Annotated in this window: 10 protein-coding genes; 8 read left to right on the top strand and 2 right to left on the bottom strand. The window is 42.3% G+C overall.

The genetic code is table 11. From position 1 onward, the window contains the following. Positions 1 to 7: 7 nt before the first annotated feature. Positions 8 to 1738, top strand: coding sequence for an MAG1210 family protein (locus PMEL_RS06770; RefSeq protein ID WP_120174538.1), 1731 nt, complete (start codon positions 8 to 10; stop codon positions 1736 to 1738). Between the two features lie 80 nt (positions 1739 to 1818). Here PMEL_RS06770 and upp read toward each other — a convergent pair whose 3' ends face one another. Continuing rightward, positions 1819 to 2478 carry a uracil phosphoribosyltransferase gene (upp, locus tag PMEL_RS06765; RefSeq protein ID WP_120174537.1) on the bottom strand — a complete coding sequence of 220 codons (660 nt, stop codon included), beginning with the start codon at positions 2476 to 2478 and terminating at the stop codon, positions 1819 to 1821. 280 nt (positions 2479 to 2758) lie between these two features. Here upp and pckA point away from each other — a divergent pair, with 280 nt between their 5' ends. Continuing rightward, positions 2759 to 4372, top strand: a complete 1614-nt coding sequence (pckA, locus tag PMEL_RS06760; RefSeq protein WP_120174536.1) for a phosphoenolpyruvate carboxykinase (ATP) — start codon at positions 2759 to 2761, stop codon at positions 4370 to 4372. Between the two features lie 857 nt (positions 4373 to 5229). Here pckA and PMEL_RS06755 read toward each other — a convergent pair. Next, the gene (locus PMEL_RS06755) at positions 5230 to 6093 is read right to left on the bottom strand and encodes a KilA-N domain-containing protein (protein ID WP_120174535.1); all 864 of its coding nucleotides are present in this window, start codon (positions 6091 to 6093) and stop codon (positions 5230 to 5232) included. Positions 6094 to 6526: 433 nt separating this feature from the next. Between PMEL_RS06755 and PMEL_RS06750 the strand changes: the two genes are divergently transcribed. The 6 genes from PMEL_RS06750 (at position 6527) to PMEL_RS06725 (ending at position 13404) form a co-directional block, all read left to right on the top strand. Then, the gene (locus PMEL_RS06750; protein ID WP_120174534.1) at positions 6527 to 7888 is read left to right on the top strand and encodes a DUF6242 domain-containing protein; all 1362 of its coding nucleotides are present in this window, start codon (positions 6527 to 6529) and stop codon (positions 7886 to 7888) included. Between the two features lie 21 nt (positions 7889 to 7909). Then, positions 7910 to 8602, top strand: a complete 693-nt coding sequence (locus PMEL_RS06745; RefSeq protein ID WP_120174533.1) for a DUF6089 family protein — start codon at positions 7910 to 7912, stop codon at positions 8600 to 8602. Positions 8603 to 8700: 98 nt separating this feature from the next. After that, complete coding sequence (locus PMEL_RS06740; RefSeq protein WP_120174532.1) at positions 8701 to 9453, top strand: isoprenyl transferase; 753 nt, start codon at positions 8701 to 8703, stop codon at positions 9451 to 9453. Positions 9454 to 9465: 12 nt separating this feature from the next. After that, positions 9466 to 12081, top strand: a complete 2616-nt coding sequence (locus tag PMEL_RS06735) for an outer membrane protein assembly factor (protein WP_120174531.1) — start codon at positions 9466 to 9468, stop codon at positions 12079 to 12081. 181 nt (positions 12082 to 12262) lie between these two features. Then, entirely contained in the window at positions 12263 to 12808 is a 546-nt protein-coding gene (locus PMEL_RS06730) for an OmpH family outer membrane protein (protein ID WP_120174530.1), read from the top strand. Between the two features lie 92 nt (positions 12809 to 12900). Beyond that, complete coding sequence (locus PMEL_RS06725) at positions 12901 to 13404, top strand: OmpH family outer membrane protein (RefSeq protein ID WP_120174529.1); 504 nt, start codon at positions 12901 to 12903, stop codon at positions 13402 to 13404. Positions 13405 to 13595: the final 191 nt, after the last annotated feature.

Here is a 13595-nt window from a genome sequence, read left to right as displayed (position 1 = left end):
GAGGTAAATGGTAGAGGATATCTATGATCCACTAAACGAATACATCAGCACCTTTAAGGAGAAGTTCAAGAAGGTGGCTGATGAAACCTTTAATGCACTTGCCGAAGAGGCTCAGGTTGATGTTGAGGCTAATCGTGAGACGTGTCGACAAATCTATGCAGGAGAGAAGAATCTTGCGGATGTGTCTGGTCGTATCACGATGTGGACTATCGTGTGTGTCATTCTGTGGATAGCTGTGGTGGCAGGTGCTGCTGTTGTTTATGTGAAGAGAAATGAGTTTCCGATGGAATATCTTTTGATGATAGGCGGCGGAGCAGCTTTATTGCTTGTCTTCCTATTGTTAAAAGTACATCCGACATTGAAATCCTTGCGTGTTCAGCATGACGATTTAGCCAATGAGGTGAAGGCGTTGAAAGAGCGAGCATGGAATCAGATGGCAGCTTTGAATAGGCTCTATGACTGGGATGTCTTCACACGTATGATGTCAAAGACCGTACCCAGATTGGAGTTCGACCCTTATTTCACCACACAAAGATTGGCAGACCTTCGTAAAACATACGGATGGAACGACTCCTTTAATGCTGAACGTTCGGTACTTTATTCCCATTCTGGGCTTATCAATGGTAATCCCTTTGTCATCTGTCGAACACGGAAGATGGAGATGGGAGAGAAGACTTATCATGGTCAGAAGACAATTTTTTGGACAACGACAGAGCGAGGGCCAGATGGAAAGATGCGTACAGTGTCTCATTCGGAAACCTTATATGCCAGTGTAACTGCACCCTATCCTAATTACTTTGAGCGTACTCGGCTTATCTATGGTAATACTGCAGCACCCGACTTGACTTTCTATCGTAAGCCAAGTGGATTGGCTGGTAAGGATGGTTCATTGCGTTTCAAATGGGATAGATTCTGGTTGCGACGCAAAGCTCGTAACCTTGAGAGTAGTGACTTTGCAATGTTGACCAACGAAGAGTTTGAGGTTGCGTTCAATACAAGTAATCGTAATAACAATCAGCAATATGCTTTACTCTTTACGCCATTGGCACAACAGAGTATGATGGCATTGCTGATGGACGATAAAGAGGGTTATGGTGATGACTTTGATTTCGATAAGCATTACATGATAAACACTATCATGCCAGAACATCTACAAATGTTAGACCTCGATATGAATCCTGCTCAGTATCGTAGTTTTGACTTTGAGAAGGCTAAGAAAGACTTTTACGAAATCAATGCGAGGTATTTCCGTGCCATCTACTTTAGTTTCGCTCCCCTGTTGTGTGTACCGATGTATCAGCAGATACGACCACAGAAGGATATTTACGGATATGACATGGAACGGAAGAGTTCGTTCTGGGAGCATGAAGCATTGGCTAACTTCTGGGGACAGGAGAATTTCCAGCATCCTAATTGTGTGACTCCTTGTATTATGAAGACTTCTTCTGCGGCACAAGGAGATGGCAGTACGCTGATAAATGTTACGGCTTACGGCTTCCGTTCAGAACATCGTATGTCTTATATTAGTAAATATGGCGGTGATGGGTCATGGCATGATGTACCAGTGGAGTGGTATGAGTTCCTGCCTGTTGAGGGCAATGGTCGTATTATGATGCAGGAGGATGAGACGCAAAACGATACCGACATGAGTCAGAAACAGCGTATGAGCCATATCAGTGACGTCTTACAGAAATCGCACTTAGATGTCTATAGAAGACATATTGCCTCTAAGGTCTAAGCTGGAGGAACTGGATAAAAAGACAAAGGACGATAAAAGCATCTCACTTTTATCGTCCTTTGTTGTATTAAGGAGATATCTTATAATTTCTCACCATAGCACAAGTCACCAGCATCACCGAAACCAGGAACAATGTACTTATGCTCATTCAATCCTTCATCAATAGCTGCACACCAAATGGTTGTTGAGTCTTCTGGGAAGGTTTTACGGATATGTGCGATACCTTCTGGTGTAGCCAGCAAGCAGGCAACATGCACATGACGAGGATTTCCCTTTGAGAGGATAGCCTTGTAGCCAAGTTCCATAGAACCGCCAGTAGCCAACATTGGGTCAGCGATGATAAGTGTCTTACCATTGATGTCTGGTGTAGCAAGATATTCAACGTGGATTCCTACCTCATGATGATCAGCATCCGTATATTCGCGATAAGCACTAACGAAGGCATTACCAGCATGGTCGAATATGTTAAGGAAACCGTTATGGAAAGGCAATCCAGCACGGAAAATAGTTGCCAAAACAATCTTATCAGTTGGTACATTTACCTGAGCCGTACCTAACGGAGTAACAACATCCTTTGGTTCGTAGTTCAATGTTTTTGAGATTTCAAAAGCTTCGAACTCTCCGATACGCATAACATTATTGCGGAAGAGCAAGCGATTCTTCTGATAATCCTTATCACGGATTTCAGCTAAATACTGATTGATGATAGAGTTCTGCTCTGAAAAGTTAATGATGTCCATTTTTCTATCTTAGGTGTTATAGATAAGCAAGTTAGCAACCTGCTCTACAAAATTTCGGCAAAAGTAAGAAATAAATCTGAGGTTTTGCTAAGTCTGATTTGCAAATATAGCTATGCTTGTTGTTTTTTTTATTTCTTTAACCTTCTAAGTAAATACTTTGATACTTTTTCTTCGCTATTTTTTGTTTGAACTTAATAATTATATTACCTTTGCGGTGTCTTTGTAGATAAGACACAAAAAAGAGTCTAAATCAATTTTCAACTAAATACATTTATAAGAAATGGCAAAGTTTGATAAGAGCGTACTTGAGAAGTACGGTATTACAGGTACAACAGAAGTTGTTTACAATCCATCTTACGACTTATTGTTCGAAGAGGAGACAAAAGAAAGCCTTCAGGGTTATGAAAGAGGTCAGGTAACTGAGCTTGGCGCAGTAAACGTAATGACTGGTATTTACACTGGTCGTTCTCCTAAGGATAAGTTCATCGTTGATGATGAGAACTCTCACGATACAGTATGGTGGGATTCTGAGGAATACCACAATGACAACCACCGTGCTTCTAAGGAGGCTTGGACAGTTGTTAAGGATATCGCTAAGAAGGAGTTGTCTAACAAGCGTCTTTTTGTTGTTGACGGTTTCTGCGGTACACACGCTGACACACGTATGAAGATTCGTTTCATCGTGGAGGTTGCTTGGCAGGCTCACTTTGTAACAAACATGTTCATCCGTCCTACAAGCGAGGCTGACCTCGAGCAGGAGCCAGACTTCATCGTTTACAATGCTTCTAAGGCTAAGGTTGAGAACTGGAAGGAGCTCGGTCTTAACTCAGAAACTTGCGTTATGTTCAACGTAACAACTAAGGAGCAGGTAATCGTTAACACATGGTACGGTGGTGAGATGAAGAAGGGTATGTTCTCTATGATGAACTACTTCTTGCCATTGAAGGGTATGGCTTCTATGCACTGCTCTGCTAACACTGACATGAACGGTGAGAACACAGCTATCTTCTTCGGTCTTTCTGGTACAGGTAAGACTACTCTCTCTACCGATCCAAAGCGTAAGCTCATCGGTGATGACGAGCACGGTTGGGATGACAAGGGTGTCTTCAACTATGAGGGTGGTTGCTATGCTAAGGTTATTAACCTTGACAAGGAGTCTGAGCCAGATATCTACAAGGCTATCAAGCGTGACGCTCTCCTCGAGAACGTAACTGTTGATGCTAATGGTAAGATCGACTTCAACGATAAGAGCGTAACTGAGAATACTCGTGTTTCTTATCCTATCTACCACATCGAGAACATCCAGGCTCCTGTTTCTCAGGGTCCAGATGCTAAGCAGGTAATCTTCTTGTCAGCTGACGCTTTCGGTGTATTGCCTCCAGTATCTATCTTGGATTCAGAGCAGACTAAGTACTACTTCCTCTCTGGTTTCACAGCTAAGTTGGCTGGTACAGAGCGTGGTATCACTGAGCCAACTCCAACATTCTCTGCTTGCTTCGGTCAGGCATTCTTGGAGCTCCACCCAACAAAGTATGCTGAGGAGCTTGTTAAGAAGATGGAGAAGAGCGGTGCTAAGGCTTACTTGGTTAACACTGGTTGGAATGGTACTGGCAAGCGTATCTCTATTAAGGATACACGTGGTATCATCGATGCTATCTTGAACCACTCTATCGATACTGCTCCAACAAAGCAGATTCCTTACTTCAACTTCACTGTTCCTACACAGCTCGAAGGTGTTGCAACTGATATCCTCGATCCACGTGACACTTACGCTGATGCAGCTCAGTGGGATGAGAAGGCTAAGGACCTCGCAGCTCGTTTCATCAAGAACTTCAAGAAGTACGAGACAAACGAGGCTGGTAAGGCTCTCGTAGCAGCTGGTCCACAGCTCTAATTCTTTCGGAATATTTCTGAATAGATAATAATAGCTCCCATCCGTAGCAATACGGGTGGGAGTTTTTGTTTGTTCTGCTGTAATATAGAATAATAAGATTGCTAATTTTAGGTAGAAATATTACGTACTATTACTACAATAATTTTAATTTTATTTTGCTGTCACTTTTAACACTTTGTGTAATTGTGCTGATTATTAGTGAGTTAAGTGGTAGTTTTGAGTGACAGGAGTGACAGCAAAGTTTGTTTTGGTAAAGTTATGGATTATTCGAAATGTGGAGTGTTAAACTGAGATTTTTACATAATAAGGCACACAGAGGTGCTGAGAAGACGGAGCTAAACACAATGCACTGAGGTGTCGATGGCACACAGAGCGACAGAGACGAAGCGTACAGAGTCCTGATGCCTTTTGGGGTAAATGCCTTGTGTATAAATCTCAAAAAAAGTAAATGCTCTCTGTTTCTCTATACACCGACAGTGCCTCCGTGACTTGCATCGCTTTTTTTATACTTCTCTGTGTTCTCCTTCTCTCTGTGTGATATTACGTCAAAGTTCTAAACTTAAGTGACCTCCACTTCCCTCAGCTTTTCAGTACGGTTTATCATGTTGTAGGCTTGCTTTATTGTTTTCATCTGCTTATCAAACTTCTAATGGGGATTATGGCGAATGTGTTGAGTAGTCCGCACCACTCGTGTTCAGCCTCCGCACGACCTGTGCGGACGCTCCGCACAAGATGTGCGAGGCATCATTACGTTGACTGAAAGAAGTAGGATGAGTTACGATAGATATTTATTAGAGTAGCAGTAGACTCTTAAGACGAATATAATTCCTTAAATGTGTAAACTATTTCGATACTAATTACTCTATTTTCTTTGTGCTATCAGGTAAGATCTTTCTAAATCTTTGTTCTATATTGTTCGTGTCAAGTACCTTTAACTGTTCTTTTGCCATTTTATGGAGAATCTCAAAACGTTGCTTTCTTGATACCCCTTGCTTTATCATTTCAGAATTAGCAGATTCCATATTAGATAATACTACTAACTGGTTGATGCTTGCAGTTTCTCTAAGATTTATTCCTTTAGATGCCAAATTTGGGTTAGCTTGAGCCCATTCTTTTGCTTTACACCCAAAAAGAATTATATTTAGCATATCAGCTTCAGTTGCATAGATAATCCCATGCTTGATAGCATTAATGTCCATTTTAGGAATAATCACGTTTTTAATAGCATCGGTATGAAGTGTATAATTGGTTTTGGATAGTATTCGCTTTGCGTTCCACTCTAACGAAAGCGGATCGCTCTCTTGTTCTTTTAACCGCTGGTATTCCTTTACAATATAAAGTTGGAATGTTGGGCTAATCCACATGCCAAAGTTAAAGGCTATATCTTTGTGTGTATAAGTCCCTCCATTTCTCCCTGCTTTTGATACGATGCCAATAGCATTAGTTGCTTCTATCCACTTCCTTGGAGTCATATTAAATCTATTCAATCCTGCTTCTTTCATAAAGGTGTCGAATTCGACACCTTTAAAATTTGGATTATTCAGACTTTCCCAAACACCAAGATATTCTAAGGTGTTTTTATTTCTCATCCAATTGCGAATAAGGTCTTCTCCATCGTTGGCTTTCACCATATCCGTTAGACTGATATAGTCGTTATCATTCTTTCCTATCAGCACAGATATTTCAGTACTCTGTACCGTTATCTTCTTTGATGTATTCATATTTTTAGTTATTATATCAGCAAAAGTAACAAATAAAAAACACTTCTCAGTATTGTTAGGGTCTTTTTTGCTTCTTATACGATTTTTTTTGCAATGAGGGCAAATGGTAGTGTAATGTAATGTAAAATAAGTAGACAAATAAAGGCGTAGAAAAGTAGAAGAATGATAAGGTTTTAAGTCGAGTAAAGTCAAGTAAAAAAAGTGATAGTACCAGTCGGAAAGTTCATGGGAAGGTAAGGAAGATAGCAGAAGCTTATCAGATGTGATTTATTGGTTATTTTTCTTCAAGTTTATCGTTACTTTGGCAATACTTACTAAACAAACTTAAAAAAACGCAGTTATTTTCGATATTTTACATAATTAACCTCGTCAAAGACGTTGATTCTGAAGAATTCTGATTAAATTTGCAGTTAAATTCAATTATTAGTATCTGATGCGTAATAAGATATATACTCTCGTAGCTTTAATGGTGGCTACTTTGACAATGACATCTTGTCTTAAGGACGACGACGAGAAAAATAGTGTAAGTTACAAAGACACGGCTATTTTGAGCTTTTCTTTGGGACAATTAAAGCAAGTGCGTGATACCGTTGCCAAGAATGGTAGCGATAGTACTTATACGGGCAACTTCAATGGTGCTAAGGTTAAGTTCTATATCGATCAGGCACAAGGCTTGATTTATAACCCTGACTCTTTGCCATACGGTACGAAGCCAGCAAGTGCGTTGGCTAAGATTGTGACAAAGAATAGCGGAACTGTTGTTATCAAGTCAACTACAGAGGAGAAGTTCACTTATTACAGCAGCAATGATTCTATTGACTTCAGCACTCCACGTACTTTCCGTGTTTATTCAAACAAGGGAAGTGAGTACAGAGATTACAAGGTTTCTGTGAATGTTCATAAGCAGAAGGGCAACGTGTTTAGCTGGCAGGCACTGCAAGCGAACAGTAACTTCGCTTCGTTTACAGCAATGAAGGCTGTTAGTGCGGGTAGCAAGGTGTTTGTCTTTGGTGCGAATGGCAGTCAGACTATTGTTTATGCTGCGTCAAAGGATAATGGCAATAGTTGGACAAAGCTCAGCAAGACCTTTAATGCAAATGCTTATAAGAGTGTGGCAGTGCAGGGTACTAAGCTTTTCGTTATCGACAATGGTACGGTTTATAGCTCTACAGATGGCAGCAGCTGGACCACGGTGGCTACAAACAGCAGTTTGAAGCAGTTGGTGGCAGCATCGCTAGCAGAGTTGTTTGCGCTATCAACGTCAGGTACGTTGTTGGCTTCAAAGAACAATGGTGTTACTTGGACTAACGAGTCATTAGATAGCAACGCATCGCTCCTTCCAGCAAACAATATCAATTCTTCGCTTACAGCAGTTACATCTGACTTGTATCGTGTTCAGCTTGTTGGTACATTGGCAAGTGGCACAAAGAATGTTTCTTGGACGAAACTATCTTATCGTCAGAATGAGCCATGGAGCTATGTAGAGAGCAATGCCGACAAGTTCCAGCTTCCTCTTTACAAGAGTCTTGCAGTTGTAAACTATGATAAGGCAGCCCTTGCGTTGGGCGTTGATAATAGTGGTAAGTTGGCTTCTATGCTTCTCTCACGTGATGGTGGTATCACATGGAAGAGCGATAAGAGCTTCACTTATCCAACAGACATGCAGGTAGCAAATGCTTTTGCAGCAACAGTTGATAGCGACGAATACCTCTGGGTAATCAGTGGTACAAAGGTTTGGCGTGGTAGACTCAATCGAGTAGGCTGGGCATTGAACCTTAGCCGTTTGGCAGAATAAGCTATTCAAAACTGGACAACAATGAAACGTATCTTCATCAACCTCCTCCTCTTCCTTGCTGCTACGCCTCTCTGGGCGCAGTCGGACCCGGAGTATAAGATGGAGATTGGTGCTGGTGTTGGTATGATGGGTTACTTAGGCGATTTTAACGAGTCGTTGTTCAAAGACCTTCAGCCGATGGGAACGGTGCTGGCAAGATATAATCTCAGTCCTTATATGGGATTAAAGATGAACGTATCGTTTGGAAAGATGAAAGGTTCATCAGCTGATGTCAAGACTTACTATCCACGTTTTGCTTCGGCTCCCTATACATTCGACAATTCATTGGTTGATGTAGGCTTTGCATACGAATATAACTTCCTGCCATACGGTACGGGTCGTGACTATCGTGGTGCACAGCGCTTGTCGCCATACGCAATGATAGGATTGGGTGCTACCTATGTTAATATCAAAGGTGGCGACCGCAAGTCGGTGCTTACAGCCAATCTTCCAATCGGGTTGGGTGTGAAGTATAAGGTGAGTGAACGAATGAACGTAGGATTGGAATGGGCGTTACATTTCTCGCTCAGCGATGAGTTAGACGGACAGAAAGACCCCTACGGCATTAAGAGTAGCGGACTCTTTAAGAATACGGACAGCTATTCAACCCTACAACTGACGTTCTCTTATAGTTTCATGGCAAAGTGTAAGACTTGTCATAACGAGGACGAGTAAGGGAAGTTAGTTTCCACCTATTATATATAGGTAATGTCTAAAGCGTGCAGACGTATGTGCTGTACAGAACAAAACATAGGTTTATCTCTTCAAAAGATATGGCAGAAGAATTAGATATGACACGAATACCCCAGCATATTGCCATTACAATGGATGGTAACGGACGTTGGGCAACAGAACGCAATAAGCCACGCTCCTACGGACATCAGGCAGGAGTGGATACCGTTCGACGCATAACATCAGAGTGTGTACGATTGGGTGTGAAGTTTCTCACACTCTATACCTTCTCAACAGAGAACTGGAATCGTCCTACGGATGAGATAGCTGCGTTGATGGGCCTTGTGCTTACGTCTTTGGAAGATGAAATCTTCATGAAGAATAATGTGCGTTTCCGTGTTATTGGTGACATGGCACGTCTGCCAGAAGAAGTGCAGAAGAAGTTGCGTGAGACGGAGGAGCATACAGCAAAGAACTCTGCAATGACAATGGTTGTGGCTCTTAGCTACAGTGCACGTTGGGAGATAGCCAAAGCAATGAGGGAGATTGTCGCAGAACATCAGGCAAATAGTACTGAGCCTTTGCGTCCCGAAACGATTACGGAAGAGATGATTAGCGAGCATTTGGAGACTAACTTCATGCCTGACCCAGATCTCTTGATTAGAACGGGTGGTGAGCTTCGCATCTCTAATTACCTCTTATGGCAGATAGCTTACTCTGAGCTATACTTCTGTGATACCTATTGGCCTGACTTTGATGAGCAGGACTTGCAGAAAGCCATTGCGAGTTTCCAGAGCAGACAACGTCGTTTTGGAAAGACAGAGAAACAAGTAGAAGAAAACGAAAACAATTAAGTTACGCGATAGATGACTAAAATAAATAAGGTGTTGATGCTCCTTGCACTCTCTGGAGTTTCGCTCACGATGAGTGCACAGCAGAAGATTGTAAACCCAGATATCACATATTCAGGTACTCCTAAGACTTACAAGTTGGCAGGACTGACCGTTACTGGTATTGAGGGCTATGAGGATTATGTCCTCACTGGTATCTCAGGACTCGCTGTTGGACAGGAGTTGGAGGTTCCGGGTACGGCTATCACAGATGCTGTGAAGCGTTATTGGAAGCACGGACTCTTCTCTGATGTTTCCATCTTGGCTGACTCTATTGTGGGAGATAATATCTATCTGAAGATAGACCTTGCACCACGTCCTCGTATCTCTACCATTAACTATAATGGATTGAAGAAGACTGAGCGTGAGGATATGGAAAAGAAACTCGGTCTTTTGAAGGGTGGACAGATTACGCCTAACATGATTGACCGTGCGAAGATACTTGCAAAGAAGTACTTTGAAGACAAGGGTTATAAGAATGCTGAGGTCTTCATCCGTCAGCGTGACGATGTTGCAGCTAAGAATCAGGTTATCCTTGATATCGATGTAGATAAGAAGGAGAAACTGAAGGTGCGCTCTATCATCATTGATGGCGACAACCAGTTGGGCGAAAAGAAGATTAAAGGAACCATGTTTAGCAAGGGTGCCTTTGCTAAAACCCATGAGGCTGGTAAGCTTTCTAATATCTTAAAGTCGAAGAAGTTCACTCCTGAGCGTTGGGCTGAGGATAAGAAGAACCTTATCACGAAGTACAACGAATATGGATATCGTGATGCTATGATTTTGAAGGATAGTGTTTGGAACGTTGATCCGAAGCATGTTAATGTCTATGTAAAGGTAGATGAGGGTAAGAAGTATTATATCCGTAATATCAAATGGGTAGGTAATACTATTTATACAACTGATTATCTGTCACGTCTATTGGACATGAAGAAGGGTGATGTGTATAATCAGACATACTTGAATAAGCGTCTTTCGGTAGATGAGGATGCTGTGAGGAATGCTTATTGGAATAATGGTTATCTCTTTCATAGACTTGACCCAATAGAGATAAATGTAGTTGGTGACTCTATTGACCTTGAGATGCGTATCGTTGAAGGTCAGCAGGCACGAATCAAGCGTGTGGTTATTAATGGTAATGACCGCCTTTACGAGAATGTTGTGCGTCGTGAGTTGCGAACAAAGCCGGGCGATCTCTTCTCTAAGGAAGCACTTATGCGTTCTGCACGTGAGTTGGCTTCAATGGGACACTTCGACCCAGAAGCAATTAATCCAGAGCCTGTTGCAAACGAAGAGGATGGTACTGTTGACATCAACTACAACCTCAAGCAGAAGTCAAACGACCAAGTTGAGCTTTCACTCGGTTGGGGTCAGACGGGTGTTATTGGTCGTGTCGGTTTGAAGTTGAATAACTTCTCTATGGCAAACCTCTTCCGTAAGAATCGTGAGCATCGTGGTATCTTGCCTATCGGTGATGGTGAAACACTTTCATTGGGTGCACAGACCAATGGTACTTACTACCAGTCGTATAATGCACAGTACTCAACCAACTGGTTGGGCGGCAAGCGTCCTATCCAATTCAATGTGGGTATGTCGTATTCAAAGCAGACAGACGTATCAAGCAACTATTATAATAGTGGTTACATGAATAACTATAACAACTATCGTTACGGTTATGGTAACTACAATTACAATAGCTACGAGAACTATTATGACCCAGACAAGTATGTGAAACTCTTGAGTGTCTATGCTGGTTGGGGTAAGCGTCTTAGCTGGCCTGATGACTATTTCACCTTGTCACTCCAGCTACAGTACCAGCGTTACATGTTGCGTAACTGGCGTTACTTCATCATGTCGAATGGTTCAGCGAACAACTTGAACCTCAACATTGCGCTTAATCGTACGTCAACAGACAACCAACTCTTCCCGCGTCGTGGTTCTGACTTCTCTGTATCATTGACGATTACTCCGCCTTGGTCTAAGTGGGACGGTAAGGACTATGCAAACTTGGCAAACGACCGCAACTCTCCAACCTACTCACAGGAGCAGCAGGAGAAGTATCGTTGGGTTGAGTATCATAAGTGGAAGTTCAAGGCTCGCACCTTTACAGCCCTTACAAGTGGTCAGAAATGCTTCGTTTTGATGACCCGTGTTGAGTTCGGTTTGTTGGGTAGTTACAATAAAAACAAGAAAAGTCCGTTTGAAACCTACTACATGGGTGGTGATGGTATGAGTGGATACTCTACTGGTTACGCTGAGGAGACAATTGGTCTTCGTGGTTATGAGAACGGTTCACTCACTCCATACGGTGCCGAGGGTTATGCTTACAGCCGTCTTTCATTGGAGCTTCGTTATCCATTCCTCTTGGGTAATACAACCATTTATGGTCTTGGATTCGTTGAGGCTGGTAACGCATGGACAGAGACAAGTAAGTTCAATCCATTTGACATGAAGCGTTCTGCTGGTCTTGGTGTTCGTATCTTCCTCCCAATGGTGGGTATGATGGGTATCGACTGGGCATACGGCTTCGACAAGGTATTTGGTACAAAGGGCGGCAGCCAGTTCCACTTCATCCTTGGACAGGAGTTTTAGTTTAGTTGACGAGTAGACAAGTTGACGAGTGAACAAGTTACTTGCGACGTGAACAGGAACTTTTAGTTTAGTTGACGAGTAGACAAGTTGACGAGTGAACGAGTTGCTTGCAGCAATAAATTAAGTGAGTATCGGTAATCATAATTATGAATTATGAATTTTGAATTATGAATTAAAAGAGATGAAGAAGAATATTTTTAAGAGTGTATTGCGATACGTTTTACCTCTTTACCTATTTACTCTTTTACCTTTAACAGCTTCTGCACAGAAGTTTGCGCTGATTGATATGGAGTATATCCTCAAGAATGTGCCAGCTTATGAGCGTGCAAATGAGCAGTTAAATCAGGTAAGTAAGAAGTGGCAAGCTGAGGTTGAGGCACTCAACACAGAGGCTTCTACGATGTATAAGAACTATCAGAACGAGGTAGTCTTCCTTTCTCAGGACCAAAAGAAGAAGAAACAGGAGGCTATCATGGCAAAGGAAAAGCAGGCATCCGACCTCAAGCGTAAGTACTTCGGTCCAGAGGGTGAGCTCTTCAAGAAGCGCACCAGTCTGATTACTCCTATACAGGATGAGATTTACAATGCAGTAAAGGATATCTCCGACCAGCGTGGTTATAGCTTGGTTATTGACCGTTCAAGCAATGCTGCTGGTATTATCTATGGTTCGCCAAAGGTGGATATTAGTAATGAGGTACTGCAGAAGTTAGGATATTCTTATCAGTAAGGGGATAGCAATCCTATGAGTCCTAAGGACCCTAAGAATACTATTACCGCAGATAAAAAGTAAATTAATAAACAATTAAACAATAAAAAGAAATGAAAAAGTTATTTTTGATGTTGATGCTCTGTGCACCAATGACATTGTTCGCACAGAAGTTTGGTCACCTTGACTCACAGGCTCTCCTCCAGTCACTTCCAGAGGCTACAGCTGTTCAGAGTAAGTTGGAAGCTAAGGGTAAGGAGTATCAGAAGCAGCTCGAAGACATGCAGGCAGAATTGCAGCGTCAGGCAGAGGCATACGACAAGTCTAAGAGCACTATGAACGCTACAAAGCAGGCTGAGACTGAGAAGAACTTGCAGGATATGTACAACAAGATCCAGCAGACTGCTCAGGACAACCAGAAGGCTTTCAATGAGGAGCAGCAGAAGCAGCTCGGCCCTGTTCTTGAGAAGGTTCGTAACGCTATCGCAGCTGTTGCAAAGACTGGTAACTACGTTTACATCATGGAGAAGGCTGCTGGTCAGCCATTGTACATCAACGAGGCACTCAGCAAGGATATCACTGCAGAGGTAAAGGCTCAGTTGGCTAAGATGAAGTAAAACATTACGGGTGCCTTTGCCCCGTGGTCGATTCTCCTTAAGTTAGCGTGGAGTTAAGCTTTTCTTGCGTAATAAGCTTTACTGGCTATCATAGAATTCCTAATCATCCTATCTGTTGATTGAGTAGGAAAAGAGCTTTTCTAATCAACGACTAACACTGTTTAAGAGGAGATAAAAGGGTGAGGTCACCG

Source organism: Prevotella melaninogenica, from assembly GCF_003609775.1.
GTDB lineage: Bacteria > Bacteroidota > Bacteroidia > Bacteroidales > Bacteroidaceae > Prevotella > Prevotella melaninogenica_A.
This window is presented reverse-complemented; position numbering and strand designations above follow the sequence as displayed.

Coding starts and splice junctions, on each gene's coding strand:
- PMEL_RS06770 (WP_120174538.1), top strand. CDS start 8: ATGGTAGAGGATATCTATGATCCACTAAACGAATACATCAGCACCTTT.
- PMEL_RS06730 (WP_120174530.1), top strand. CDS start 12,263: ATGAAGAAGAATATTTTTAAGAGTGTATTGCGATACGTTTTACCTCTT.
- PMEL_RS06735 (WP_120174531.1), top strand. CDS start 9,466: ATGACTAAAATAAATAAGGTGTTGATGCTCCTTGCACTCTCTGGAGTT.
- PMEL_RS06755 (WP_120174535.1), bottom strand. CDS start 6,093: ATGAATACATCAAAGAAGATAACGGTACAGAGTACTGAAATATCTGTG.
- PMEL_RS06745 (WP_120174533.1), top strand. CDS start 7,910: ATGAAACGTATCTTCATCAACCTCCTCCTCTTCCTTGCTGCTACGCCT.
- PMEL_RS06740 (WP_120174532.1), top strand. CDS start 8,701: ATGGCAGAAGAATTAGATATGACACGAATACCCCAGCATATTGCCATT.
- PMEL_RS06725 (WP_120174529.1), top strand. CDS start 12,901: ATGAAAAAGTTATTTTTGATGTTGATGCTCTGTGCACCAATGACATTG.
- pckA (WP_120174536.1), top strand. CDS start 2,759: ATGGCAAAGTTTGATAAGAGCGTACTTGAGAAGTACGGTATTACAGGT.
- PMEL_RS06750 (WP_120174534.1), top strand. CDS start 6,527: ATGCGTAATAAGATATATACTCTCGTAGCTTTAATGGTGGCTACTTTG.
- upp (WP_120174537.1), bottom strand. CDS start 2,478: ATGGACATCATTAACTTTTCAGAGCAGAACTCTATCATCAATCAGTAT.